25 protein-coding genes are annotated in these 26,383 nt (G+C 43.3%); 12 read left to right on the forward strand and 13 right to left on the reverse strand.

The features are described from left to right. Positions 1-5: 5 nt before the first annotated feature. The gene (locus tag ACFS6H_RS11240) at positions 6-1,175 is read right to left on the reverse strand and encodes a serine hydrolase domain-containing protein (RefSeq protein ID WP_386098369.1); all 1,170 of its coding nucleotides are present in this window, start codon (positions 1,173-1,175) and stop codon (positions 6-8) included. Between the two features lie 150 nt (positions 1,176-1,325). Here ACFS6H_RS11240 and ACFS6H_RS11245 point away from each other — a divergent pair, with 150 nt between their 5' ends. Next, positions 1,326-3,293: a tetratricopeptide repeat-containing sensor histidine kinase gene (locus ACFS6H_RS11245; protein WP_386098371.1), complete on the forward strand. Its 1,968-nt coding sequence runs from the start codon at positions 1,326-1,328 to the stop codon at positions 3,291-3,293. A 38-nt stretch (positions 3,294-3,331) separates the two neighbouring features. Next, positions 3,332-4,024, forward strand: coding sequence for a response regulator (locus ACFS6H_RS11250; protein WP_386098373.1), 693 nt, complete (start codon positions 3,332-3,334; stop codon positions 4,022-4,024). A gap of 109 nt (positions 4,025-4,133) precedes the next feature. Here the strand turns inward: ACFS6H_RS11250 and ACFS6H_RS11255 are convergent, their stop codons facing one another. The 4 genes from ACFS6H_RS11255 to ACFS6H_RS11270 all read right to left on the reverse strand — a co-directional run bounded on the left by ACFS6H_RS11255 (position 4,134) and on the right by ACFS6H_RS11270 (position 8,943). After that, the gene (locus ACFS6H_RS11255) at positions 4,134-4,589 is read right to left on the reverse strand and encodes a GNAT family N-acetyltransferase (protein ID WP_386098375.1); all 456 of its coding nucleotides are present in this window, start codon (positions 4,587-4,589) and stop codon (positions 4,134-4,136) included. Next, the gene (locus ACFS6H_RS11260; protein ID WP_386098377.1) at positions 4,586-6,391 is read right to left on the reverse strand and encodes a serine hydrolase; all 1,806 of its coding nucleotides are present in this window, start codon (positions 6,389-6,391) and stop codon (positions 4,586-4,588) included. Before ACFS6H_RS11260 ends, ACFS6H_RS11255 begins: the two co-directional genes overlap by 4 nt. A gap of 35 nt (positions 6,392-6,426) precedes the next feature. Further along, on the reverse strand, positions 6,427-7,653 hold the full coding sequence (locus tag ACFS6H_RS11265; RefSeq protein WP_386098379.1) for a trans-sulfuration enzyme family protein: 1,227 nt from the start codon (positions 7,651-7,653) through the stop codon (positions 6,427-6,429). Positions 7,654-7,941: 288 nt separating this feature from the next. Then, positions 7,942-8,943 (reverse strand): beta-ketoacyl-ACP synthase III, encoded by a 1,002-nt coding sequence (locus tag ACFS6H_RS11270; protein ID WP_386098381.1) that lies wholly within the window; start codon positions 8,941-8,943, stop codon positions 7,942-7,944. A gap of 562 nt (positions 8,944-9,505) precedes the next feature. On the opposite strand from ACFS6H_RS11270, the gene ACFS6H_RS11275 reads away from it, so the two are divergent. The 8 genes from ACFS6H_RS11275 (at position 9,506) to ACFS6H_RS11310 (ending at position 18,363) form a co-directional block, all read left to right on the forward strand. Further along, the gene (locus tag ACFS6H_RS11275) at positions 9,506-11,920 is read left to right on the forward strand and encodes a heavy metal translocating P-type ATPase (protein WP_386098383.1); all 2,415 of its coding nucleotides are present in this window, start codon (positions 9,506-9,508) and stop codon (positions 11,918-11,920) included. Between the two features lie 70 nt (positions 11,921-11,990). After that, positions 11,991-12,155 carry a cbb3-type cytochrome oxidase assembly protein CcoS gene (gene ccoS, locus ACFS6H_RS11280; RefSeq protein ID WP_386098385.1) on the forward strand — a complete coding sequence of 55 codons (165 nt, stop codon included), beginning with the start codon at positions 11,991-11,993 and terminating at the stop codon, positions 12,153-12,155. An 8-nt stretch (positions 12,156-12,163) separates the two neighbouring features. Next, positions 12,164-14,278, forward strand: coding sequence for a cytochrome-c oxidase, cbb3-type subunit I (ccoN, locus tag ACFS6H_RS11285; RefSeq protein ID WP_386098387.1), 2,115 nt, complete (start codon positions 12,164-12,166; stop codon positions 14,276-14,278). A gap of 24 nt (positions 14,279-14,302) precedes the next feature. Then, positions 14,303-14,461, forward strand: a complete 159-nt coding sequence (locus ACFS6H_RS11290) for a CcoQ/FixQ family Cbb3-type cytochrome c oxidase assembly chaperone (RefSeq protein ID WP_386098389.1) — start codon at positions 14,303-14,305, stop codon at positions 14,459-14,461. A 75-nt stretch (positions 14,462-14,536) separates the two neighbouring features. Continuing rightward, entirely contained in the window at positions 14,537-15,706 is a 1,170-nt protein-coding gene (locus ACFS6H_RS11295; RefSeq protein ID WP_386098391.1) for a cbb3-type cytochrome c oxidase N-terminal domain-containing protein, read from the forward strand. A gap of 6 nt (positions 15,707-15,712) precedes the next feature. Continuing rightward, positions 15,713-17,137 carry a cytochrome c oxidase accessory protein CcoG gene (gene ccoG, locus ACFS6H_RS11300; RefSeq protein ID WP_386098393.1) on the forward strand — a complete coding sequence of 475 codons (1,425 nt, stop codon included), beginning with the start codon at positions 15,713-15,715 and terminating at the stop codon, positions 17,135-17,137. Positions 17,138-17,160: 23 nt separating this feature from the next. Further along, positions 17,161-17,598 carry a FixH family protein gene (locus ACFS6H_RS11305; protein WP_386098395.1) on the forward strand — a complete coding sequence of 146 codons (438 nt, stop codon included), beginning with the start codon at positions 17,161-17,163 and terminating at the stop codon, positions 17,596-17,598. A 24-nt stretch (positions 17,599-17,622) separates the two neighbouring features. After that, positions 17,623-18,363, forward strand: a complete 741-nt coding sequence (locus tag ACFS6H_RS11310) for a sulfite exporter TauE/SafE family protein (RefSeq protein ID WP_386098397.1) — start codon at positions 17,623-17,625, stop codon at positions 18,361-18,363. A 163-nt stretch (positions 18,364-18,526) separates the two neighbouring features. On the opposite strand, the gene ACFS6H_RS11315 is transcribed toward ACFS6H_RS11310, so the two are convergent. From ACFS6H_RS11315 to ACFS6H_RS11340, 6 genes are all read right to left on the reverse strand, one after another. Continuing rightward, positions 18,527-18,814, reverse strand: a complete 288-nt coding sequence (locus ACFS6H_RS11315) for a winged helix-turn-helix domain-containing protein (protein ID WP_386098399.1) — start codon at positions 18,812-18,814, stop codon at positions 18,527-18,529. Further along, the gene (locus tag ACFS6H_RS11320) at positions 18,814-19,413 is read right to left on the reverse strand and encodes a hypothetical protein (protein WP_386098401.1); all 600 of its coding nucleotides are present in this window, start codon (positions 19,411-19,413) and stop codon (positions 18,814-18,816) included. Before ACFS6H_RS11320 ends, ACFS6H_RS11315 begins: the two co-directional genes overlap by 1 nt. Next, complete coding sequence (locus tag ACFS6H_RS11325) at positions 19,410-20,000, reverse strand: hypothetical protein (protein ID WP_386098403.1); 591 nt, start codon at positions 19,998-20,000, stop codon at positions 19,410-19,412. The genes ACFS6H_RS11320 and ACFS6H_RS11325 overlap by 4 nt, the downstream gene beginning before the upstream one ends. Before the next feature lie 11 nt (positions 20,001-20,011). After that, the gene (locus ACFS6H_RS11330) at positions 20,012-20,650 is read right to left on the reverse strand and encodes a hypothetical protein (protein WP_386098405.1); all 639 of its coding nucleotides are present in this window, start codon (positions 20,648-20,650) and stop codon (positions 20,012-20,014) included. Between the two features lie 27 nt (positions 20,651-20,677). Further along, positions 20,678-22,891 (reverse strand): TonB-dependent receptor, encoded by a 2,214-nt coding sequence (locus ACFS6H_RS11335; RefSeq protein WP_386098407.1) that lies wholly within the window; start codon positions 22,889-22,891, stop codon positions 20,678-20,680. A gap of 196 nt (positions 22,892-23,087) precedes the next feature. After that, entirely contained in the window at positions 23,088-23,597 is a 510-nt protein-coding gene (locus ACFS6H_RS11340) for a VanZ family protein (RefSeq protein WP_386098409.1), read from the reverse strand. Between the two features lie 139 nt (positions 23,598-23,736). On the opposite strand from ACFS6H_RS11340, the gene ACFS6H_RS11345 reads away from it, so the two are divergent. Both ACFS6H_RS11345 and ACFS6H_RS11350 read left to right on the forward strand, forming a co-directional pair. Continuing rightward, positions 23,737-24,753 carry a sensor histidine kinase gene (locus ACFS6H_RS11345; protein ID WP_386098411.1) on the forward strand — a complete coding sequence of 339 codons (1,017 nt, stop codon included), beginning with the start codon at positions 23,737-23,739 and terminating at the stop codon, positions 24,751-24,753. Beyond that, positions 24,746-25,456 carry a LytR/AlgR family response regulator transcription factor gene (locus tag ACFS6H_RS11350; RefSeq protein ID WP_386098413.1) on the forward strand — a complete coding sequence of 237 codons (711 nt, stop codon included), beginning with the start codon at positions 24,746-24,748 and terminating at the stop codon, positions 25,454-25,456. The genes ACFS6H_RS11345 and ACFS6H_RS11350 overlap by 8 nt, the downstream gene beginning before the upstream one ends. Positions 25,457-25,503: 47 nt before the next feature. On the opposite strand, the gene ACFS6H_RS11355 is transcribed toward ACFS6H_RS11350, so the two are convergent. Then, entirely contained in the window at positions 25,504-25,713 is a 210-nt protein-coding gene (locus tag ACFS6H_RS11355) for a hypothetical protein (protein ID WP_386098415.1), read from the reverse strand. 69 nt (positions 25,714-25,782) lie between these two features. Continuing rightward, positions 25,783-26,370 carry a hypothetical protein gene (locus tag ACFS6H_RS11360; RefSeq protein WP_386098417.1) on the reverse strand — a complete coding sequence of 196 codons (588 nt, stop codon included), beginning with the start codon at positions 26,368-26,370 and terminating at the stop codon, positions 25,783-25,785. Positions 26,371-26,383: the final 13 nt, after the last annotated feature.

Consider the following 26,383-nt stretch of genomic DNA (forward strand, 5'->3'; position numbering starts at 1 on the left):
GAAAACTAGAATTGATCAATGTCCTGCCAGGGAATGCTGTTGTCGGTAACTATATCAATAAGCATTTGGGCGAATGCATTTTGACTGGTGTTGGCATTGGTAAAACGGGTGTTGATAACAAAGGCTACACTCCAGCCGGTAGATGTTTTAAATATAAGTGCCTGTGTGCCCGGCAGGCTGCCAAAATGATACCAGTTACTGGGGGTCCACGATTCAGCGCCTACATAAATACCACAGGCATAATAGTTATTGATAGTATTAGGTGTACGCATAAGTTTTAATGTAACACCGTTTAAAATATCGGGGCGGGTGGCACTGCTGTCAATGGCCGTAAGCAAACGTACCAGGTCGGTTGGGGTGCTGATCCAGCCGCTGGGTGCATCATTTCTTTTCCAGGGATCAGTATATACATAAGTGGCTTCACTGCCCTGGCCATAGTATTTTACTTCATTGTTTTTTCTATCGGCCAGTGTATTGCCTGCTATTTCGGTGTTTTTGGCCTGGATAGGGGTAAGTATACTTTCTTTTACATATTGCTCGTAGGTTTTGCCACTGAGCTTTTCAATAATGCGTCCCAGTACCAGGTAACCAAAATTGGAATACTGGAAGCTGGTGCCCGGATCATTTGTTAAAGCGCGGTTGTTCAGTGTCCAGGTGATCAGTTCTTTAGCAGTGGCATTGGGTTGCTGGAAAACAGGGTCCTGTGGCCAGGCATTGTTCCAGCCACCTGTTGTATGATGCAGCAGGTCTTTAACGGTAATATTGGCTACACGGGTGCTGTAGGGTGTAGTGCCATATTCCGTACCCAGGATAGCACCGGCGCCAAATACTTTTTGATCGATGGTGAGCTTGCCGTCCTGTACCAGTTTCATAATGGCCACAGCGGTAATGGTTTTGGATACACTGGCTACCCGGAAACGATCGTTAACCGTTACTTTCTGGTTTGCTTCCTTATCGGCAAAGCCATATCCCCTGCGGTATACAAGCTTGCCGTTTTTACTAATGGCCAGTGAAGCGCCGGGTACATTGTAGGTGGTCATAAAAGCGGCAACTTTGTTATCAATGGTGGCAATATCGTTTTGGGTAACAGTAGGTGCGGGTTTATCGCTTTTGGAACAGGAGGCGACCATGATCATGATCAACAACAGGCCGTACAGGTAGTTTTTTTTGAACATAAAAGGAGATTTAAAGTTGTCAGGTATGCATGTTTAGCATTGTAAAGCTGCTGTAATGCAGGCTGCGGATAAATACTTAATTTGTAGTAGGCTGTTCCTGATGCTGTCACCGGCCTTTATATTTGTTTTATCAAACTACCTGAATCCTCTATGCGCTTCCTCTATCAACTACTACAATCCGCCGGTTTCTGCCTGCTATTGTTATATGCAGATATTACCCTATGGGCACAAACACCCGGGCTCGATAGCTTAAAGTTGCTGATGAATAAAGAGGCCGGCAATAAAAAACAGGTTTTAGCTGTTCTTCAATTAATAGCCAACGAACAGTATTCCCTGCATATTGATACTGCGATGAAATATGCCTTACAGGCACAACAGCTGGCACAGGAGCTGGGTACGGAAACCGATAAAGAGAATGCGGCGTATTTTTTAGCCACGGCTTACTGGCGGGCAGAATATAATGATACGGCGTTGGGAATGATCAATAAAAACCTGGAAAAGCTTAACCCGGCGAATATAGCTGAAAGAGCATCTTATTTTAAATGGCTGGTATTACGTTTAAGATTATTTACAACCAACGCCATGTTACATGAGGCAGGTGTGGATGTGTACAGGTTAATGGCCGAGGCAGAGAAGTATAATGATACTACTAACCGCATTATTGCTTATAATTCAGTTGGTTTATTAAAACGGCGTTCTGAAAAAAGCCCCGGTGAATCGCTCAGCTGGTTTTTGAAAGCGGCCCGGCTGGCAGAAAGTAATCCTAAGTTTGATAATTATCCTATTGTATACGGCAATCTGGCCAGGGCTTATTTTAAGATGGGTAAGAATGATTCTGCTACCTGGTATGTAGATAAAGCATTGACTAATGCGAGGGCCACCGGCAATCTTTCTTTCCTGCAAACCATACTCTCCATACAAACCGATATTTTAAGCGGTGTGGGTAATTATGAGGGTGCCGAAAAAGCACTGAGAGAATCCATCGCTTTATCCAATAGTGTAAGTGCAGATACCTTGTTTGCCGATGATATACAAAGGCTGGCCAGGTTTTATAATGTGACCAAACAATATGATAAGACCATTGCCATTTGTACAAAATACCTGGCATTGGATACGGTACCCGAGTACCAGGTTATGTATTTAGAGCCTTTGGCCGAAGCTTATAAAGCAAGCGGTCAGCAACAGCTGTATGTACAAACCATGGAGGAGTTGCTGGTAGCAAAAGAGTTGTTTTATAAAGCAGATTTTGCCAAGACCTCGCTGGAGATGGAGGCCCGGTATGAGGCACAGAAGAAGGAGAATACCATTATACAGCAGAAGCTGGACCTGTATAGAAAGGACCTTGTATTTTATGGCCTGCTCGCTTTTTTGCTGATCGTTTTTATTATAGCGGTCATGAGTTTTTATAACTATAAAAAACGGGAAAAACTTAAGCTGCAGTTGTTGATACAGCGGGAGAAAGATGCATCCTTACTGGCCGTTACCCAGGCACAGGAGAATGAAAGAAAAAGGATCGCTACTGACCTGCACGATAACCTGGGGGCTTATGCCGCTTCGGTGGTATCGAACCTGGAGTTTATTAAAACCGAACAGGATAATGAACAGAGTAAAACCGCCATGCAGCAGCTGCGGCATAATTCACTCTCCATTGTGGCACAGTTAAGTGATACCATTTGGGTACTGAAGAAAGATGCTTTATCCTTAACTGCCATTAGTGACCGGGTAAAAGTTTTTGCCCGCCGGATACAACCCAGTTTCCCCGATACAGAGATACAGGTAGCGGAGGATATTGTGTTTGACCAGCAGTTTTCACCGGCGCAGGCCTATGACCTGTTCCAGATGGTACAGGAGGCGGTAACAAATGCCCTGAAGCATAGCAGGGCCAGGCATGTAGATATATTTTTAGAAGGTAATGAACAATACTGGAAAGTACAGGTGGCAGATGATGGGGTTGGGATGCCCGTTACACCTGTTGAAAAGGCAGAAGGAGGAAATGGCCTGGCGCATATACAAGCCAGGGCCCATGAGGCAGGCTGGCAGGTAAAGTGGCAGGCAGGGGTGGATGCCGGCACAGTAGTGCTGATCACACCCGGAACAGGTTTTAATACTACAAATTAGGTATTGTTATATTGCTGCTTATTGTACAACTTTACAATATGGCCACAAATTTTACCATTGCCTTTGTTGATGATAATAAAGTAAACAGGAACACTTTCCTGCAAAAGGTAAAGTTATTACCCGATTTTACTTTGTTATTTACTGCCGAAAATGGTCATCAGTGCCTGGAAGAGTTGCGTGGCTTGCCGCATCATAAAATTCCCCAGGTGATCTTTATGGACCTGGAGATGCCGGAGATGGATGGGGTAGAGACGATCCGTTTGGCCAAGGCTTTATATCCCTCTACTCATTATATTGTACTGACCGTTTTTGATGATGATGAAAAAATATTTGAAGCCATCAAGGCCGGTGCTTCGGGCTATTTATTAAAACATGAGCCGGCACAGGTATTATATGAATCGGTGGTGAACGTAATTGAATTTGGTGGAGCGCCCATGAGCCCGGCGATAGCCCGTAAATCATTACAGTTATTGGGCAGGGCGCAACAACTGGATAATCATACAGAATCCGGCCAAACCAAAAACGCCTTACCTCAGGTTATTACCCAAAGAGAAAAAGAAATACTGCAACATATGGTGAATGGCTGGGATGCCAAACATATTGCTTCAGTAGTAGACCTGAGTGTATTAACGGTACGCAAGCATATTGCCAATATATACGATAAACTGCATATTAATTCAAAGGCACAGGCCATCAGCCTGGCACACCAGCAGAAATGGTTTGATAAGTGAGTTTAAAGTATATAGTATGCAGTATATAGAATTTAGTATTTAGATCAGGTGACCGGTTTCAGGGCCTTGTTATTGTATAGTCTGTATACTATATACTACATACTAAAATCTAAAAATTAATCGAGCAATTGATCCACTCTCCGTCAAAGTTTGCGTTATACTTTTTATAGAAATTGATCGCAGGTTCGTTCCAGTCCAGTACCTGCCACATCATGCCGCTGAATTTTTTCTCCCTGCACTCGGCAATTAACGTATCCATGAGTTTAGCACCAATGCCCTTACCCCGCATGTTTTCATTTACAATAATATCTTCCAGGTACATACGCTGTCCTTTCCAGGTACTGTAACGGATATAATAAAGGGCCATGCCCACAATGCGGCCTTCGGTTTCGGCAACAAAAGCCCACCATACCGGGTTAGGGCCAAAACCACTTTCTATAAAATGATCCAGGGTAACGGTTACCTGCTCCGGTGCTTTTTCATATTCCGCCAGTTCGTGAACCAATTGTAACATAGCGGTACAATCTTCTTTTACCGCTTTCCTGATGATGATAGCTGTACTCATTTTTTTCTGTTGGCTTTAAACACGCCATTGGGTTGTATAAAACTTAAAGCTGTTACTTCATTTTTGTCGTTCACATCAAATTTTACGCTGTAGCCTTTTGCAATAACCAGGTTGAAAAGGTGTTCGCCGGCAGCCGCCAGTTCATAATCGGGCTGCCCCGGTACCAGCACCATGAGGGTTTTGTTATTACGTATATACACCGTAACAGTAGCCCCTTCCAGGTCGTAGGTACCTACATATTTTTGCAGGTCATTTTCATTTATCTCGATACTCGGTGGCAGTTTGCTAAATTTAACCGGTTCAACACTGGGTTCCATGGGTGCTGTTAGGTGGTCTATATTACCCATAGCATCCAGGTGAAATTGTATTTTAAAACCATCTTTCACTACTTCGCCCGGTTTTTTGGCATCCATGATCCGGAACACATCATAATGGTAATGCTCTACATAACTGGTAGTTTTTTTCCCACCTTCGTTATAGTCGATCCATAAAGTATCCCTCTCGTTAAAGAGTGTGACAATACCATAACCCTTGTTTTCAAATTTACCGGCATAATCTTTCAATGCATGAGAAGGGTGGGTTCCTGGTTTTTTATTGAGGCTGTCGGTGTTAGGAATGCTATTGCTGGTGGAGTCGGCTTTTAAACGGGCTTCGAGGTCAGCTTTACCCCAGTTTTTATCTGATAGTTTTAATAATTTGTCTGCAATATAATTGCGAATAGCCGTAGTGACTTCGGACTGGCTGCTCACGACAAAAATGCCGATACTGTCAGAAGGGAAAAATCCCGTACTGGTAATAAAGCCATCTATGCCACCGCCATGTTCTACCCTGTAATGCCCGCGGTAACTGGACATTCCCCATCCCAGTCCATAGGCGTTAAGGTGTATATCGGGGTTGACTTTGCCGGGTACGCCGCCACCTGTAGCTACCTGTGCTGTCATGGCCTGGTTCACAAAACCCTGCGGAATAATTTCTTTGCCTTTGAATTTACCACCATTGATCCAGGTGATCAGCCAGTTGGCCATATCATTGGCACTGCTGTTAACAGAGCCGGCAGGCCCAATGGCATCAATATTACGATAAGGAATAACCTTATTTACTTTGTTTTCTAAGGAATAGGCCAGTGAGCGGTCGCCTGATTTTTCCATATCTGCTATGGAAGTGGTGGAAACCGTCATGCCTAAAGGGGTAAAGATGCGGTCCTTGATATTCTGCTCCCAGCTTTTACCGGTGAGTTTTTCCAATACCACACCCTGGGCCATGAACATAAAGTTATTATACTGGTAGGCCTGTCTTAACTCCACTGAAGGTTCCAGATACTCTATTCTTGCCAGCAGTTCGTTACGGGAAGCAGTGGATCCATACCAGGACGCATCGTGCCGCGGTAAGCCGCTGCGATGACTCATCATATCACGCAGGGTGATATGTTTATTAGTATAGTCGTTCTTAAACTTTAACTCCGGCAGGTAATTACGTACCGGCTTATCTAGATCAACCGATCCTTCTTTTACCAGCATGCCTAACATAGAAGCGGTGAAAGCCTTGGTACAGGAACCAATGGCAAATAGCGTATTAGCTGTTACCGGCAGCCTTTTTTCTGCATCCCTGAAACCAAAACCACCGGTGTACACTACTCTGTCTTTTTCTACCACGGCAATGGATACGCCGGGGGCCTGGAAATCCTTCAGTATTTTTTCGGCAAAAAGGTCAAGGCCTTTTAACCTGGGGTCGGCTGGTTTTTGGGCCATGGCCGCCAGGTGAAATAGTCCGATACCAATGGTTGTTACAATAAGCTTGTGCATACTGGTAAATTGATGGTTAAGGTTTGTGGTAAATATTATTGCAGCGCCTGTTCCAGGTCCTTTAAAATATCGTTCACATTTTCAATACCCACACTCATACGGATCAGGCCGTCGGTAATACCATATTTAATTCTTTCTTCACGTGGTACACTGTAGTGGGTCATAGAGGCAGGATGTGATAACAAAGTATCGCAGGTTCCCAGTGATACGGTACGTGTACACATCTGTAATTTGTTCATAAAATCAATACCCCCCTGTAAGCCGTTCTTTAATTCAAAGCTTAACATGGCACCGGGGTGCCGCATTTGTTTTTTGGCAGTAGCATGATCGGGGTGACTCGTTAAACCATTATAGTTCACTTTTGCTACAGCAGGGTGTTGTTGTAAAAACCCGGCTACCTTGCCTGCATTGCTGCAATGGCGTTCCATTCTTAATTCGAGTGTCTTCATGCCGTTAATCAGTAAAAAAGCATCAAAGGGATTGGCGTTGCCGCCTAATGTTTTAGCGATCAGTCTTACATGTTGGGTCATTTTTTCTATATCGGTTCCCAGCAATACGCCGCCAATGGCTGTACCATGGCCGTTTAAGAATTTAGTGGTAGAGTGTACAATATAGTCAACACCATATTTAAAAGGTTGTTGCAGGTATGGTGTGGCAAATGTATTATCGCAGGCGGTTATCAGGCCGTGTTCCTTTGCCGTATTGGCCAGCACTTCAATATCCACACACTGGATGGTAGGGTTGGCAGGCGTTTCGATATAGATCATTTTAATGGCAGGGTCATTTTTAATGATGCCTGCTGCAATGGATGCATCCCTCAGATCGGCTATAACGGCACTGATACCAAGCGGTGGTAAAACATTTTTCATGATCTGTTCGGTGCCACCGTATAAGGAAAAATGGGTCAGTATTTTATCACCCGGTTTTAATGTTGCCAGTAATAAAGTAGTAATGGCCGCCATACCCGAAGCCTGTAAAATGCCTTCGGCCTGTAAGGCTTGTCCATTCTTGTCCTGCAGACCAAAACATTCCAGTGCAGCAATTTTTTGCTCTGCTTCCCTGAAAGTAGGGTTGCCCCATCGGCTATAAATATACCCGTCTTCCTGGCCGCTGAAACGGCGCATACCCTGTTCCGCATCATCATATACAAAAGTGCTGCTGGCATAAATAGGTACTAAGTGAGCATAGTTTGGATCCTGTGTATGGCCGGCATGTACGCAGGCTGAACTAAAACCTTCGAAAGGCAAAATATTGGTATTCAAGAATGATAAATTGTGAGGGTGAAAAATGACCGGAAAGATAAAACAAATTCATTCAATGGACAATTCAATTGACAATGGACAAATGACAATTGACAATGGACAAATGACAAGTGGCAATTAACTAATAACGGTTAGCTATTAACCAATGTAGTATGAACCGGTTTTAATAAAACGAACCTGAACGTTGAACTTTTGAACCATTGAACCTCTTGGGCCTGGCTTGTATGGACATAAAAAAAGTATATAGCATCTGCATACTATATACTTTATTACTAAATGTTATAAAAATTATTTTCCGTCGTAAGCCCACTTTAACCAGGTAGCGCCCCAGGTAAAGCCGCCACCGAAAGCTGCCAGTACGATATTATCGCCTTTTTTCAACTTGTTTTCCCATTCCCATAAACAAAGGGGGATAGTGGCAGCAGTGGTGTTGCCGAATTTCTCTATATTGATCATTACTTTTTCTTTGGGCATATTAATGCGTTCGGCAGTGGCATCAATAATACGCAGGTTGGCCTGGTGTGGAACCAGCCAGTTAATATCATCGCCGGTCAGGTTATTACGCTCTAATAATTCGGCACTTACATCGGCCATACCTTTTACCGCAAATTTGAAAACTGTTTTTCCTTCCTGGAAAGCATAGTGCTCACGGGCAGTAACAGTTTCAATACTTGCAGGGTAGGCCGAACCACCGGCTTTCATGCGCAGGAATTCTGCACCGCTGCCATCGCTTTTTAAAATGCTGTCCTGTAAACCCAGGCCTTCTTCATTAGGCTCCAGCAATACAGCGGCCGCGCCATCACCAAAGATGATACAGGTGGCGCGGTCGGTATAATCAATAATGGCACTCATTTTATCAGCACCTACAACTATTACTTTTTTGTAACGGCCGCTTTCTATCAGAGATGCACCCATGGTAAGAGAATATAAAAAACCGGAACAGGCCGCGGAGAGGTCAAAGCCCCAGGCATTTTTAGCGCCTATTTTGTTACATACTACATTGGCAGTAGCTGGGAATACCATATCCGGGGTAACGGTACCTACGATCATACAGTCAATCTCCAGCGGGTCAATACCTCGTTTTTCCAATAACTGCTGAACGGCCGGGACAATCATTTCCGATACCCCTTTACCCTCGCCTTTTAAAATGCGGCGTTCGGAAATGCCGGTACGGGTCCTGATCCATTCGTCATTGGTATCAACCAGTTTTTCAAGGTCAAAATTGGTTAACTTATCTTCGGGAACATAGCCTCCAACCGCAGTAATAGCGGCTTTAATAGTACTGCTCATGCAACAAAATATTGTTAGTCTTAAAAATTTGGGTACGAAGATAAGGTAAGCTGCATGAACAATAATTAACTGTCTTTGAAACTTGTGTAAAACGATGATTATTAATTTGTTGAACCGACCCTGCCCCGTTTGTCCCCGGCTTGTTCTGTGACGAGGAATTTGTTTAAAGTTTGGGTGGTTTGTTCCCCGGGTTTCGCAGAGGGGGAAAGTTGCAGATCTTGGCAAACCGGTGTGGGTTGAGGTTATTGTTTTCAATATCTAACCTGGCAGGTAAAAGAGGGGCATGTTTAATCGCCGGAGGCGATAAAATATAAGTTCGAAACTGCAAGTTTCGAACAACAGTAAATTACAAGTTTCGAACAGCCGCATTTTGCACCGCCTGAAGGCCTCTTTGAGCATCCCGGATCTCTTGAACCTTTTGAACACTTGAACCTTTCGAACTTTCGCTTCCCTGACCAAAATCATGTTTCACACATTGCCATATCATCTTTTACAATAACCGGATAAAAGAGTTTTGCCTGACAAGGGATCATTAATAGGGAACGATAAAATACCAGTCAGTTTGAAAGAGGCTATTCATACCGTAAAAGAAACCTGTTATCACTGTGGCGAAAAATGTGTAACCACCACCATCAGGCTGGAGGACAAAACCTTTTGCTGCGATGGTTGTAAACTGGTATATGAAATATTGAACCAGGGAGAACTCTGTGCCTATTACGATATGAATGCGCATCCCGGCATGACACAGAAAATAAAAGTGCGGGCCGATAAGTTTAATTTTCTCGATGATACAGCCATTATCCAAAAACTGATACAATATACCGATGGCAAACAAACCCATGTTAATTTTTACCTGCCGCAGATGCATTGCAGCAGTTGTTTATGGCTGCTGGAAAACCTGCACCGTATAAATGCAGGCATCATTTCATCAAGAGTAAATTTTAACAGCAAGGAGACCTTTATTGTTTTTGACAATAACACCACCAGCCTGCGTAAAGTGGTGGAAACCCTGGCAGCAGTGGGTTACGAGCCGCATATCAGTTTACAGGATATAAGCGGTGTAAAAGTGAAACATTATAACAAGACCCGGTTGTATAAAATAGGGATTGCAGGTTTTTGCTTCGCCAATATTATGATGATGAGCCTGCCGGAGTATTTTGCTATTGGCAGCACCATGCAGGCAGATGTGGAAACAGCTTTCCGTTATATCACACTGGCCTTATCCCTGCCGGTTTTGTTTTACTGCGCCTCGGAGTTTTTTGTAAGCGCCTGGAAGGGTATCCGCAACCGATACCTGAATATTGATGCTCCTATAGCCCTGGCCATTGCCATTACTTTTGGCCGGAGCCTGTACGAGTTTTTTGTGTTACACGGTAATATGTACCTCGATAGTATGAGCGGTATTGTTTTTTTTATGCTGATTGGCCGCTGGGCACAGGATAAAACACAACAGTCGCTTTCGTTTGACCGGGATTTTAAATCTTTCTTTCCCATTGCGGTGAATGTAAAAACGCAGGAAGGATTTGTACCTGTTCCTGTAGAACAATTACAGGAGAACGATATCATTGAAGTGTATAATAATGAACTGATCCCGGCAGACGCCATCATTTCAAAAGGTAAAGCCCTTATTGATTATAGTTTTGTAACAGGTGAAAGTGTGCTGATCAATAAGGAGGTGGGAGAGATAGTATATGCCGGCGGTAAACAATGTGCCGGGAAACTGGAGCTGCTCCTGGTTAAGAAAGCCTCACAGAGTTATCTTACCAACCTGTGGAACAAGGATGTGTTTAAAAAGGAAAAAAAAGAATCCTTTTTTATACATGCTTTAAGTAATTACTTCACCATCATTGTTTTCATTATCAGCGGTATAGCCGCGACCTATTGGCTATGGCAGGGACAAATACAAACCATGTGGGATGTGCTGACTACCGTATTGATCATTGCCTGCCCCTGCGCCTTATTATTGTCATCAACTTTTACCAATGGTAATGTACTGCGTATATTAAGTAAGAACAAGCTGTACCTGCGTCACCCCGATGTGATACAACAAATGGCAGAAGCCGATCATATTGTATTTGATAAAACGGGTACGCTGACGCAAGGGAATAAGCTGGCCGTTAGTTATAAAGGAACTGCATTAACTAATGAACAGGTGAAACTGGTGGCATCACTGCTGGCACAGTCCAATCACCCCTTAAGCCGGTCGGTACTGCAGTACCTGGATGTGCCGGATATATATACGGTTACTGATTTTAAAGATCATGCCGGGGCAGGTATTGAAGGCTGGATACAGGAAACTTATATTAAGATAGGCAGTGCCGGTTTTGTAGCAAAAGCAGGTGAACACAAAAAAAGTAGTGGTTCCCATGTGTATATCCGTATTGAAAATGAAATAGTGGGCTGCTATAGGGTGAAAGGCGTTTACCGTTTTGGTTTTGCCGCCCTGATGCAGCAACTGCAAAAGAAATATCATATTTCGGTCCTTAGCGGTGATAATGATGCGGAAGCCGCTACCTTGACCAATGTATTGGGGAAGGATAGTGAATTGTTGTTTAACCAGTCACCGGAAGATAAACTGGCTTATATCCGGCACCTGCAGGAAGTGAAAAAGCATAAGGTAGTAATGGTGGGGGATGGGTTAAATGATGCCGGTGCTTTAAAACAAAGTAATGTGGGCATAGCCGTAGCAGAACAAAAGAACAATTTTACGCCTGCTTCGGATGGTATAATGGAAGCATCGGTATTTGCCAATTTTTACCGGTTCATGCAATATGCCCGCAGTGGTAAACAGATCATCATTTTTAGTTTTATTATTTCTATTCTATATAATATCATCGGCTTATACTTTGCCGTGCAGGGATTGTTAGCGCCGGTGATCGCGGCCATCCTGATGCCCGCCTCCTCTATCAGCATCATCCTGGTTACCTATGGCTTAAGCGAATGGAAGGCCCGGAAATTCCGCTTTACAATGCCATGACAAAAATCATACTGAGGTATGACGCAGGGTAATCTTCCTTAACAAAACTTCAACAAATTTTGTCCCCGTTATGAGCATAATAATTATTACTGCATTAGTAAGCCTTTTGATCGCCATCTTCTTCCTGGGCGGGCTTATCTGGAGTGTAAAAGACGGACAGTATGAAGATGATTACTCCCCCGCCAACAGGATATTATTTGAGAACGAAACAAGCACCAAAACCAGTAAAAAATAAAGTAAGGTATGGAATTACAGAAGTTTTCTTACGACAACAAGTTGCCTAAGTTGTTTGCTATTGCCACCATTGTCTGGGGGGCAGTAGGTATGTTAGTAGGGGTACTGGCGGCCTTTCAGCTGGCCTTCCCGGCATTGAATTTCAGTTCGGAGTTTACCACATTCGGAAGAACAAGACCACTGCATACCAATGCCGTGATCTTTGCCTTTGTGGGTAATGGTATTTTCACCGCCGTTTACTATTCCTTACCCCGCTTATTAAAAACCCCGATGTGGAGTCCTTTGCTGGGCAAGATACATTTCTGGGGCTGGCAACTGATCATTGTATCGGCGGCTGTTACCTTACTGGCAGGCTTTACCAGTGGTAAAGAATATGCCGAGCTGGAATGGCCTATTGATATTGCCATTACTTTAATATGGGTAGCGTTTGGTGTGAACATGTTCGGTACCATACTTACCAGGCGTGAAAGGCATTTATATGTGGCCATCTGGTTCTTTATCGGCTCCTGGGTTACGGTTGCCATGCTGCATATCGTTAATTCCTTTGCATTACCCATCTCATTTATGAAAAGTTACTCCTGGTATGCAGGGGTGCAGGATGCGCTGGTACAATGGTGGTACGGGCATAATGCGGTGGCTTTCTTTTTAACCACTCCTTACCTGGGTTTAATGTATTATTTCCTGCCTAAGGCGGCCAACCGGCCTATTTACTCGTACCGTTTAAGTATTGTGCACTTCTGGAGTTTAATATTTATTTATATCTGGGCTGGTCCTCACCACTTATTGTACACTGCCTTACCGGAATGGGCACAGTCTTTAGGCGTGGCCTTATCAGTAATGTTGTTACTGCCCAGCTGGGGTGGTATGATGAATGGATTATTTACCCTGCGTGGAGCCTGGGATAAAGTGCGTGAAGATCCTGTACTGAAATTTTTTGTAGTAGCCGTTATCTGTTATGGTATGGCCACTTTTGAGGGGCCCATGCTTTCCCTGAAAAATGTAAATGCTATTTCGCATTATAGCGACTGGACCGTTGCCCACGTACACGTAGGAGCGTTGGGTTGGAACGGCTTTTTAACCTTTGGTATGTTATACTGGTTATTCCCGCGGTTCTATGGTACCAAATTGTATTCTACTAAACTGGCCGGCACCCATTTCCTTATTGGCACTTTAGGTATTGTGTTATATGCGGTACCTATGTACTGGTCGGCTTTCCGTTCTTATTTTATGATGAGTTCCTTTACTCCCGAAGGACAACTGCAATACCAGTTCATGAACGTGGTACAGGAAATTGTTCCGTTCTATGTGCTCCGTGGTATAGGTGGTACCCTGTTCTTTGTGGGCGTGATCATCATGATCTATAACTTATACAAAACTGCCAGACAGGGAAGCTTTGTGGCTTCCAATGAAGCCGAAGCACCGACCCTGGCTAAAAATTATGTAGCGCCTAAAAAAGCTTTCTGGCATTCCTTCATCGAAAGAAAACCATTATTGTTATTAAGCCTTAGCCTGGTTGTAGTAGCGATAGGCGGACTGGTTGAAATGATCCCCACTTTCCTGGTAAAAGAAAATGTGCCCACCATTGCGAGTGTGAAACCCTATACACCGCTGGAGTTACAGGGACGTGATATTTACATCAAAGAAGGCTGTTATAACTGCCACTCACAAATGATCAGGCCTTTCCGTTACGAAGTAGAACGTTATGGTGAATACTCCAAAGCCGGTGAGTTTGTATATGATCACCCGTTCCAATGGGGAAGTAAACGTACCGGCCCCGACCTGGCCCGTATTGGTGGCAAGTACCCCGATAGCTGGCATTTTAATCACATGCTGGATCCTACTTCCATGGCTGAAGGATCGGTAATGCCGCCATACCCGTGGTTGTTCAGGAAAACACTGGATATAAGCACTACCAACTCTAAAATACATGCCATGCGTAAGCTGGGTGTTCCTTACGAAGAAGGGTACGAAGCAAGAGCAAATGATGACCTGAAAGCCCAGGCTGAAGGTATTGTGGCAAACCTGAAAAAGGAAAAAATTGAGATCAGCAGTGATAAGGAGATCATTGCCCTGATTGCCTACCTGCAAAGAATGGGTAAAGACATTAAAGCAGAAAAGAAATAACCCTTAGTACAAAAAATATTAGTAATGAAGTTCATTAATTACCTAGAAAGAATAACCGGTGTAAGTGTTTATCCCATGATATCGCTGCTGTTGTTTACTACCGTGTTTATACTGGTAGTGATCTATGCCTTTAAAGCCAGTGACAGGACGATTAAAGAAATGGAAAACCTGCCTTTAGACTGATCAACTATCACTAACTGACAGGCAAGGGGTGATGAACTCTTTGCCACACCATCAAATTATAAAAGCAATAAAAAGATGAAAAAATTTGCTTCCTTTTTTCTTAAACCGGCTGCTGTTGTTTTACTGTTGTTACTGGCTGCAGGCAATGCCTTTGCTGACGGTACAGCACAGCCTGATACCGGCTTTCAATTGAATGTAAACACGGTGCTGGTATTTGTTATTTTCCTGTTGTTTATCCTGATCGCAGTATTGGGTTTTACGGTGCGTTCGTCCATGGATATTTACCGGAAAAGGAAAGCGGCTGAAAAAGAAAAGGAGAATACCGGGGCCAAGACTTTATTAATGATACTGGTACTGTGCATGCTCTCTTTACAGGGAATGGCCCAGGAGGAAACGAAAGTAGTGATGTCGGCTAAGATAGACCTGAGCGAAAGTACCATCATGAGGAATATCATGTTATTCATTATTGCGCTGGAAGTACTCACCATCCTGTTTTTTGTAAAATGGATCAGTTTTTTTACCGGTATTGATGAGTTGCGCCGCAGTAAGGGTAAAAAAGGATTATTCAATATTGACTTTAAGAAAATATGGGTAAGAGCTAATAAACTTAAACCTATAGAAGAGGAAGCTTCGCTGGATGTGGGCCATAGTTATGATGGTATCCGCGAACTGGATAACGTAACACCACCCTGGTTTACCATCGCTTTTCTTGCCTCTATTGTTTTTGGTATCGGCTATCTGTGGCGTTACCATGTGGCAGAATCGGCGCCTAACCAGATACAGGAATATGAAATAGAAGTGGCGCAGGCCAAGATCAGGATCGCAGAGCACATGAAGAACCAGAAAGACCTGGTGGATGAAAATACCGTGGTTATGTTATCGGGCGCTGATATTGAAACCGGAAAAGTATTATACGCTAATAACTGTGCGGTTTGTCATGGTCATGAAGGCCAGGGTAAAGTAGGCCCCAATCTTACCGATGAATACTGGTTGCACGGTGGCCGCATCAACGATGTTTTTAAAGTGATCAAATTCGGTGCTGTTGAAAAAGGGATGATGAGCTGGAAAGGGGTATTCTCGGCCACTGAAATAGCACAGATCAGTAGTTATATTAAAAGTTTAGGTGGTACTAAACCCGCTGGTGCGAAAGAGCCACAAGGCGAATTATATAAAGAGGAAGCGCCTGCTGCAGCACCGGCAGATAGTACTGCTGCCCAACCTGCAGTGGCCGTGTTGAAAAAATAAAAGATCATGAGCGAATTGGTAATACAGGATACCGTTGGTCCGGATAAAGTGGGTGACAGCTTCAGGGACCGTCATAGTAATACTTCGGAAAAAGGGAAACGTAACTGGGTATATGCTTTAAAACCCAAAGGCCGGTTATATCAATACCGCCAATACCTTTCCTGGTTTTACTTTCTGTTGTTTTTTGCACTGCCGCTGATTAAAGTAAACAAAATGCCTTTGGTGATGTTCAACTTCACCGAAGGCAGGTTTATATTATTCAGTAAAATATTCTGGCCTAACGACTTTTTCATTTTTGCCGTGGGCATGGTGGCACTGATCATTTTTATTGCCCTGTTTACGGTGATCTATGGCCGTGTTTTTTGTGGCTGGGTATGCCCGCAAACCGTGTTCCTGGAATTTTTATTCCGTCCTGTTGAATGGGCTATTGAAGGCAACCCGGCTAAACAGAAAAAGCTCAATAATGGTCCCTGGAATACAGATAAGATCTTAAAAAAGACACTAAAACATACGATCTACTTTTTGATATCCTTCCTGATATCACACACTTTTTTATCGTATATCGTAGGTGTGGACGAAGTGGTTAAAATTATCCGGGAACCGCTGGCCGATCACCTGCCCATGTTCTTTGGCCTATTATTTTTTACCGGACTGTTTTACCTGGTATTTGCTTTTGTAAGAGATATTGTGTGTACCACTATTTGCCCTTATGGCCGTTTACAGGGGGTGTTGTTTGATAAAGATACCATGCAGGTTTCCTACGATTATGGTCGCGGTGAGCCAAGAGGTAAAATGGTGAAGAATAAAGAACAGCAGCTGGGTGATTGTATCGACTGTAAATTATGTGTACAGGTTTGCCCTACCGGTATTGATATACGGAATGGTGTACAGATGGAATGTGTGGGTTGTACCGCCTGCATTGATGCCTGTAACGGGGTGATGGAGAAGATAAAAAGACCCTTGAACCTGATCAGGCTGGCATCGGAAAATGAAATTGCTGAGAAAAGAAAATTCAGGTTCAATAGCAGGATGAAAGCTTATACGGCTATCCTGGCTATGTTAACGGTATTGATGAGTTTTCTTATAGTTACCCGGGAAAGTATTGATATTTCTATGTCAAGGGTGAAGGGACAATTATACCAGGAGATAGGCACTGATAGTTTAAGCAATTTATTTGAAGCCAAGTTCATTAATAAAACCCGTGACAGCATACCCTTCCTGTTAAAACTGGAGGGTATACCAGGGCAGGTACGGATGATCAAGGCACATAACATGGTGCTGGAAGCTGAATCCATGAGTGATGCTTCTTTTTTCATAGATATACCACGCAGCGCTATTAAAGAAAGAAGTACCGTTATTCATGTAGGGGTGTATAGCAACGGGAAAAAAATACAAACGGTTAAATCTAAATTTTTAGGACCGTTTATCTGATCATCTTCTAAAAATCGGTTATCATGAGCTGGAAATACAGGATCATATTGGTGTTAAGTTTATTTGTTATTGGTATTGGGGCAATGGTTTTTCTTGCCTCTAAACAAACCATTGATATGGTAGATGCGAACTATTATGAAAAGGAACTGAAATACCAGGGTGTGATTGATGCGCGGCAAAACCTGCTGGCGGTGGGAGATTCGGTTACCGTAAAAGATTCCGGGGGACTTGTATTGGTATATATCCCCGTTACAGCAACCGGCAATATTACTGAAGGCTCACTGGAGTTTTTACGTAATGCCGATAAGTCAAAAGATACCAGTTTCCCGGTGCGGGTGAACCTGCAGGGCCTGCAATACCTGCCCAGGACAGCTTTTGAAAAAGGGTATTACAAATTGCGGGCAAAATGGGTGAACAATGACAGCGCTTATTATGATGAGCGTACTATTTTCTTCCACTAAAGGGCTGACCGCTAAAATATTTTTATGCAGGCATTTTTTTTAACAGGATTGACCATTGGCATTATCGGCAGTTTTCACTGTATAGGTATGTGCGGCCCCCTGGCCCTCTCGCTTCCTGTAAACAAAGAAGAGCAGGCCTGGAAACAGGTGGCGGCTATTATGGCCTATAACCTGGGACGTGTGGCCACTTATTTTTGCCTGGGTATATTGTTTGGTATTATTGGTAAGTCCTTTGCCCTGGTAGGTTACCAGCAGGCATTATCTGTTGCTACGGGTTTGTTGTTGTTAATTGTACTGGTATTTGGCCATAAACTGCGTACGAATATTCCTGTTATTGCGGCTTTTCACCGGTGGATAAAAAATGTTTTGTTCGTTCTTTTAAGAAAACCACAACGCATTGGTATATTTTTTTTAACCGGTGTAATAAATGGTTTATTGCCTTGCGGACTGGTGTACCTGGCCATTGCTTCGGCTATTACAACAGGTACTGCTGTAAACGGCAGTATGGTGATGCTGGGCTTTGGGTTGGGTACTATTCCTTTAATGGTGGTGTTGATGGTGGCCGGTACTTTTATATCGGTTGCCTTCCGTTCCAGGATCAGGCGAATGGTGCCTTATTTTGCCGGCCTGGTAGCTTGTGTGCTGATCTTACGCGGACTAAACCTGGGTATTCCTTATGTAAGCCCGGTGATGCCCGGCAGTAGTAGTATTGAGGTAGTGGGTTGTCACCCCGATAGTATAATCGTGAATACCGTGCGGCAATAAATACTGCGATATTGTGACGTGTTCTTTCAATGTAAAAAAAGCACTGTAGCCTTTTGCCTTAAGGTGTAACCTAAAGTGATGTAAGGCTTCACTCTGTGATTTAACTCCTGTACTTCTGTGGTTCCAAAATCGTTAAGCCTGGTATTATTAAAATCCCGCTTACTTACTTTACATGCAGGTACTGCTGCAAGGCCTTTACATAGGTTTCAAAAGCCTTGATGCCTTCGGGTGTGATTTTGCAGGTGGTGAGGGGGTAATTGTCTTTGAACTGTTTTTCTACAGTAATATAACCGGCATCTTTTAACTTTTGTATCTGTACACTCAGGTTGCCTGCAGTAGCATTTGTTTTTTCTTTGATATAGGTAAACTCCGCCTCCTTTAAACCTATCAGCAGGCTCATCACGGCAAGGCGAAGCTGGGAATGTAATATGGGATCAAGATCTTTAAACACTATTGCTGCTGTTTGTATGCTCTGTTTGCTAAATGGCCGGGAATAATATAACCTATCAATGCGGCCGCTGCCTGTATATACATCACCATATCAAAACTGTGGACAAATAAATTGGCAAAAGCCAGTATCCAGGTTAAAAATGCTGCAATGATCGATGGTTTAAAATTACCTGCGGCCCCATAAATTAACATCCAGAAAGCATATAAGTTTACCAGTAAGGCATAACCATATATAATGCCTATACCTTTATTGATGGCAATGATAATAAAGGATAGACATATAAAAAAGCCAATATTTAACAGTTTAAAAAGATCGTTATAATAAGTTTGAACCTCGTTCTTTTTTTTGCCATAATATTTCCTGATGACGCTGCCTACCAGCAGCAGTATGGAGCATATGCCAAATATATTCCAGAAAACAAATGTCTCGAACCATTTATACTCCAGGTTAAACAGGGTGAGAATACTTACCGTAAAAAGCATCCAGCCCCATATGATCCAGCCCATACCATTATCCTTCTGCTCCTGTTTGGCAGCACTGATCATTTTTTGAATGATGGAAAAGCTTTCCTGTTCTGTCATTCCTTGCTCTGGTTTCATTTGTTTTCTTTTTTATATTTTGCCTGTAACATATACCCGGGAATTAACCATGCAATAATAATGGCCAATACCAGCAATAATAAATGATATTCTACATGAATGATGCTGGCCGTGATTGCCAGCATCCAGCAGGCAATAGCACCTGCTTTTAAGGGATTAAATTTTAGTATAATACCGCTTAAAAAAACGGGCATGCCGTATAAGGCCAGTAACTGGGGATAAAGAAAATCCCAGTTGCCTTTAAAAGCGATCATGGTAATGGCCAGTAATAATAAAATACCAACGGTGAGCCATATATAACCATATAAAATATCGGTATAGGACCTGGCAGCCCGGTTCATTTTATGTTTTGTAACATACACAGCCTGGTAAATACCGGCTGCAGCTGTGAGCCACCACACGATATATGGTTTATCATACAATTGAAAGTAAGCCAGTATAAAATTTCCCAGGCTACACAAAAGAATGACCCAGCCCCAGAATAAATACAGGTGGCCGTTTTCACTGTATTTATTCCGGGCTTCTTTGATCATGCTTTCAATTAACCGGATACTTTCCTGAGGCGAAAAGCTGCTGTTATCTTGCATAGGGATTGTTTTTATTGACAGCCTTTTACTACCTGTGCGGCACTTTCTTTACCCCAATCCGGAGCAATGGTGCTGGCGGGTTTAAATGTTTCGTATAGTGTTATTGCTTTTTCGGCAAGTGGTTTGGCAGCACTGCAGCCACCACCAAATTGTTCGGGTGTGTTTTTTAAACTGTTTGCCTCCAGCATATACGGACGGGGGTTAGTGGGATCGGCTTTTTTAGCGGCAGCTAAATGATTGGCAGATATCTCACCATATTCCTGCCAGCGGCTCATAGGGTCAACCAGCAGTTTGGCACTGGCGATCAGGCTTTTTACACATAATATTTCACTGTTGTCCTTACTCAATGCCTCGGCTTTTGAGATCAGTACACCCGCTTCATCGGCCAGTTTGTCTTTATCTCCCAGGCCATAAAGGCTCATTCTTGCTTTTGCCAGCCCCGCATAGTAATAAGGAAGCCATTCTGTTTTTTCAGCATCACCGATGCGTTCAAATTTTGCTGCCACGGCGGTCATTTCTTCTGCCGTTTTACCCTGGTTAAGGCTTTGGATAGCCGCAGTCATATTTTGTACATACTTTTCACTCTGGGCACCGGCTGTTATAGCGGCTGATAAGCAAATAAGGGTAAAAATTTTTGTAAGCGTTTTCATGATTGTTGTTTTATGGTTGATAATATTTTATAAGTTGTTATTGATGGCATCCTGTGTACGGTTAACACCCCAGCTTAAGAAACAGCCGATGAAAAAGAAACGCTGAGCCGGCGGGTTGATAGCCTGTTTATAACTGCCATCATGATTATAGTTATAGCCAAATACCTGGCGTGAGTTAAGCACGTTGGTAATGCTGGCTACCAGTACCACAAAGGTTTTGGCTTTGGGGTTGCCTGCCTGGGGTACATAGTTCATACTAAAACCAAGGTTGTTGTAGGGAATGGTTTTACCACTATCTTTTATTTCAAACTGGTTGCCGTTGTTCTGCATAAAGTAATAGGGCCTGCCCGTGGCAAAAGTGTAGGTAAAGTTGAAACCTGTTTTCCACTTCATCACAAATTTTTTAGTTACCAGGCTGGCTGTATGATCGGCCGCGAAATTGGGTTGTAATTTTTGCGGGTAATATAGAAAATTTCTTTTGGTATCAAGGTAAGAATAACTGATCCAGTAATCCAGTTCCTTAATGGTTTTTTTATCACGCCAGAATACTTCAAAGCCCTGGGCATATCCTCTGCCGTCAGTATTAATTACGGGGAAGGTTTTTACCAATGCATCATATTTTTTGTAAAATGCTTCTACCCGGAAAATCTGCAGGGCTGTCATGCGCTGCCAGTTAAGGATATAGTGGGTAGCTCGGGTATAATTAATATCGCGGGTCCATTGCAGTATATCATTTTCAGGCTTTTGATAAAAGATGCCATAGGCAAAGCTCATCTGCGATTCTTTACCGGTTTTATAAGCCATAGACACCCGGGGTGCGATATTGGCTTTTTGTATGATAGAGGAGTATTCGAACCTTGCGCCCAGCTTAAGGGCCAGGTCGTTGGTGGCATGAATATCGGTTTCGGCAAACACACTGCTCAGGTTATCTTTTAACAGGCGGTCGATAGTATTGTATTTAACATGTGTATAGTTATACCAGTGTTCGGCACCAAAGCGTAACATGTTAATACCGCTCAGTCTTTTTTCAAATACCGCCTTTACCTGTGATAATTGTTCCAGCCGGTTGAGGGCAAAATTGGTGGTATCAATATAGTTGTGGCCGGTAGTGGTAGGTTTATTACTTGCATCTACCACTTGCAGGTTAATCAGATCCCTGTTGGTACTGAAGCTGGTGCCCAGTTGCATTTTCCAGCCGTTATTGAGTGTTTCACGCCAGCTAAGATTATTGTACCAGTTGGTATTGTCTACATCAAAAGCATTTTTGATGGTGGGGTCATCAATATTAGGGCGTCTTAACCCCATTTTACCGGCCGAGAAAGTGGTATAGTATTTAACCATGCCTTTTTTTGTTTTAAAACGGGCGTTGGCATCGCCATTATAAAAGCGGGGCTTTTTAAAATAATCGGGTTTTTGTTTTACGATGGCAAAGTATGCCGAGAGATCGGTATAACCGGCATTGACACCGAAGGATGATTTTTTTGCTTTATCCACCTGCTGAAAACCACCACCCACAAAAACGGTGGATAGGGCAGCGCTGGCTTCTGAGCGGGCGGGCAGGTCCACACTCTCCAGTATAAGCGCAGAGGATAAAGCCTGGCCATATAAAGCAGAATAACCGCCGGTGCTGAATACGGTGCCTTTAAATAAATTGGGTGCAAATCTTCCTCTTGATGCAATATCGGGTACGCTGGTACCAAAGGGATTGTTCACCAGCATGCCATCGATAAATTGTTTGGTTTCGTAACCGGCACCGCCACGCACAAACAGGCCTTCCTGTTCGCCTACCTGCTGGGCGCCGGGTAAGGTTTTGGCCGCAGCAGTAATATCGGCATTGGCGCCGCCTACGGTTACCACATCTAAATTGGTGAGTACGGTGGCCGCCCTTTTCCGGTCGCTGGCTTCAAATGAGCCGGCAGTAATGGTTACGGCAGATAGTTCCGTTACTTCCTCCTTCAGGGAAAAGTTGATGCTGATATTTTCCGCGGCCAGGGTAATAGGCTGTTCGATGGTTTTATACCCGACACTTCTTACTTCCAGCATAAAATTTCCTTTTTCGGTAGTACTGAAGCTGAATTTTCCGGATGAGTCGGTAATGCCGCCATCGTATGTGTCTTTTAAAGTAAGGCTGGCCCCTATAACGGGTTTACCCTTGGCAGTAACATTGCCCGTTATTTTGACCTGGGCATAGGAAGCGCCAGAAAGTAGCAGGAGGCTGAATAAGGTGGATAAAATTCTCATTGTTGGTATTAATGCATAACAAATGTAAACTGGTTTATAATATAAACCAAATTTTGTTTATACTTGTTTTACTGCCGAAGGGCTGCCCGATTGCAATGGAAAGCCCGCAGGCCCGACGCAGGAGGGGCGAGGACTTGGAATGGAAAGCGGGGACGAAGCTGAGCAAGGTTACTGCAGCTGACAGCCCCTGTTTGTATTATTGATGGGTTGCCAGTTGTGTAAAATGTACCGTGTTTATTTCCCGTTTTTTGGATAACAGGTAGCGGGCGAGTTGGCATATACCATAGAACAGGGCGCCTATGATGCCGCCCAGGGCGTTTAATATAATATCATCCACATCAAAAACGCCGCAGCCGGTATATAGCTGTATGTATTCGAAACCCATACTTAAAAAGGTTGCTGCAAATATGGACAGGATAATACCCCAGCGGCGGAAGACAAGAAAGGGAAGTAAAAAGCCGAGTGGCATAAAGCCCAGTACATTGCCGGCAATGTTTTTAAATTTATAGGTTGCACTTTTATTGCTGTAGTATATTTTTTTTACCGAAGCAAAGGGTGTGGTGTTCATACCCATTTGCCTTTTGTTGTTGGCCTGGTGCTGCACCCGGAAAGTGCCGGGCTCATTTTTAAATAAGATGAACCGGCATAGTACAGCCATATTTATGATGAACAGTACCCAGCCTGCTTTTTGTAGTAAATGTTTCATATCGATTGTGTTGTGGTTGATGGCTGTAAAATTGCCCGGCCAGTGATTTTTTTACAATTTGTTTCTGCAAACGGGTAAAATCTGTCTGCAAACAAAAATCCGGCTCTGTATATTCTGCGCCGGAATTGTAGTTTTGCGTATGCGTAACAGGTTACTGCTTTTTACTCTTTGTTTTATTGTTTATTACCTGCTGTTACATATAGCTTTTGGTTTCCCGGTATTGGTAAGGGATGGCCTGACCCTGCGTGTATTTAAAAATATTACCTTCCCGGATCTGTGTTTTTCTTTTTTGACAGCAGCGGTACCTTATATGGTATTGTTACGTTTTTACCCTGCTAAAAAGTGGCTGGCCTGTATAACCGGTATACTGGCGGGTGTAAGCCTGGTATTTATGATGCGGTATGGAATAGCCGGTATAATGGCTGCGCAGGCGGAGGAAGGTGTGGTGCGTAATACGGTGAGGCTGCGCACCTTTTTTAACCAGTATGTATTGTATATGATAGTATATACGGTATATGGTATTGGTTTTTATTTTATCCGTTATGCCTATTTCCAGGAGTTGCAGCAGAAAGAGCTGGAGCTGCAAAGCCGCCAGTCGGAATTATCTTTCCTGCGATCGCAGATCAACCCGCATTTCCTGTTCAACACCCTGAACAATATTTATTCGCTGGTATACCTGCAGTCGCCAAAAGCATTGGAAACGATCACCGGCTTTTCAGATATCATGCGGTATATGTTGTATGATTCAACCAAAGATGTTGCTTTAGCGATGGAAGTAACCTATATAGAAAAATATATAAGCCTGCAGCAATTAAAAAATGCCGAGCCGCCCACCGTAACGTTTACAAAAAAAGGCGATATGGAAGATACTTACCTGCCACCCTTGTTGCTGATACCTTTTGTAGAGAATGCTTTTAAACACGGTGAACTGTCAGGCCCGGGTGATAAGCTGGAACTGGCCATTACCAACGGGGATAAACAGACTGTTTTTTATTGCCATAATAAAATTGCGAATAATAAAAAAGATACGACCGGTGGTATTGGGTTGAAGAATGTTCAACGCCGGTTGGAATTGTTGTTTCCGGGTAAACATGTGCTGGAAATTATAAATGGTCCTATTTATTTTACCGTAAAATTAAAACTCGTACATGACTGATGCATCCCTGATACGTTGTGCGGTAATTGACGATGAGTTTTTATCGGTTGAGCTGATCAGCAATTATATCCGGCAAACACCGGGTTTGCAACTGGTAGCAGGTACTACCAGGGCAGGAGAAGTGCTGCAGCTGGTAGCGCAGGATCCATTGGATCTTTTGTTTGTGGATATACAAATGCCCGAGCTGACAGGCATTGAGATCACCCGGCTGATAGGCAGGAAAGTGAAAGTGATTTTTACCACCGCTTATGCCAATTATGCGGTGGATGGTTTTGAGCTGGATATTGCCGATTTCCTGCTGAAGCCTGTTAGTTATGAACGTTTTTTACTGGCGGTGGATAAAATTAAAAGCCGCATGGGTGGTGCACAGACGGTGAATGCCGTGGTACCCGCCGATCATATTTTTGTGAAAACAACCTACCGTAATAAAAGGGTTAATTTCTCCGATATTTATTACCTGGAAGCGCTACGGGATTATATTGGGTTTCACACAACCGGCGGTAAGTTGTTAACGCTGGACAGTATGCGTAACCTGGAAACCATTTTACCGGCTGAGCAGTTTATCAGGATCCATAAATCCTACCTCATCAATAAAAGTAAAATTGATTTTATTGAAAAAGGTCATGTTGTGATCAACCAGGTGGCCTTGCCCATTGGTAATGCTTACAGGGAAAGTTTTTTAAAGAGTGTGGGCCTTGGTTAACAGGGCCTGTTTCATCATACGGGTATTTACCCGGCTTATTATCTGCATTACCGGTAACGGTAATGAGCGGACTCCTCTTTATGAAGAGAATCCGTTAACTGTTGGATAAGATTATCCTGCCGGTTCCCGGACTCTTTTTGATCATTCACTCTTTTCATAAAACTAAGCTCGGCTTGTCCGTACAGGACAACAATACCCGTAATGAGTAAACATAACACAAAAGAGCTGCCGGAAGGGCGTTTAGTGATGAGGTTCATATAAAAAAAGCTTGTTGATAGTTGTTTGACTACCTGCTGCTGAAGAAGGTTACAGGCGCCGGACTACGGTTAGTTTTTAATGGTCCAGATCCTTACCAGTCCGTTTTTTGCAAGCTGGCCATAGATGGTTGCCGGTTGCGGTTGATCGTTAAACTCAATGTAATAAATGCTATGGGGCGATAATGCCTTTAATTGTTGTTTTGCTTCGACATGATGAATTTTTATATTGTTGATATACAATACTGGGTCTTTGGCATGGGTAAAAATATGTGGGGAGAAGGAAACATACTCATCCCGGAAAGCCGGTTTTACTTTTTTCCATGCCAGGCGTTTTTCTTTTAAGGATTGTTGGTATGCAAAACGAATGATAAGAACAGGGTTATTACTGCCATGTATAAAACGGGCGTTGCGGTAGTATAAAAAATCAAGATCGATCAGTTGAGTAATAGGATAGGACAGGAGTGTCGAGTCAAGGCGCAGGCTGTCAGCCCGGCTAAATGGGATGCCGTTGATAACATACGTAAGGTTATCGTGTTGCTGCAACCCGGCAGTATCCGCTTTTTTAATATGGGCATCCAGTTGCTGCCGGTCCAGGTACTGGGCGCTGACAGTAAATGGCCATGCAGCAAAAAGTATAACGGTTAATAAAACTTTCATTTTATTTTACCGA

It is taken from the genome of Terrimonas rubra, assembly GCF_042686025.1.
Taxonomy (GTDB): domain Bacteria; phylum Bacteroidota; class Bacteroidia; order Chitinophagales; family Chitinophagaceae; genus Terrimonas; species Terrimonas rubra.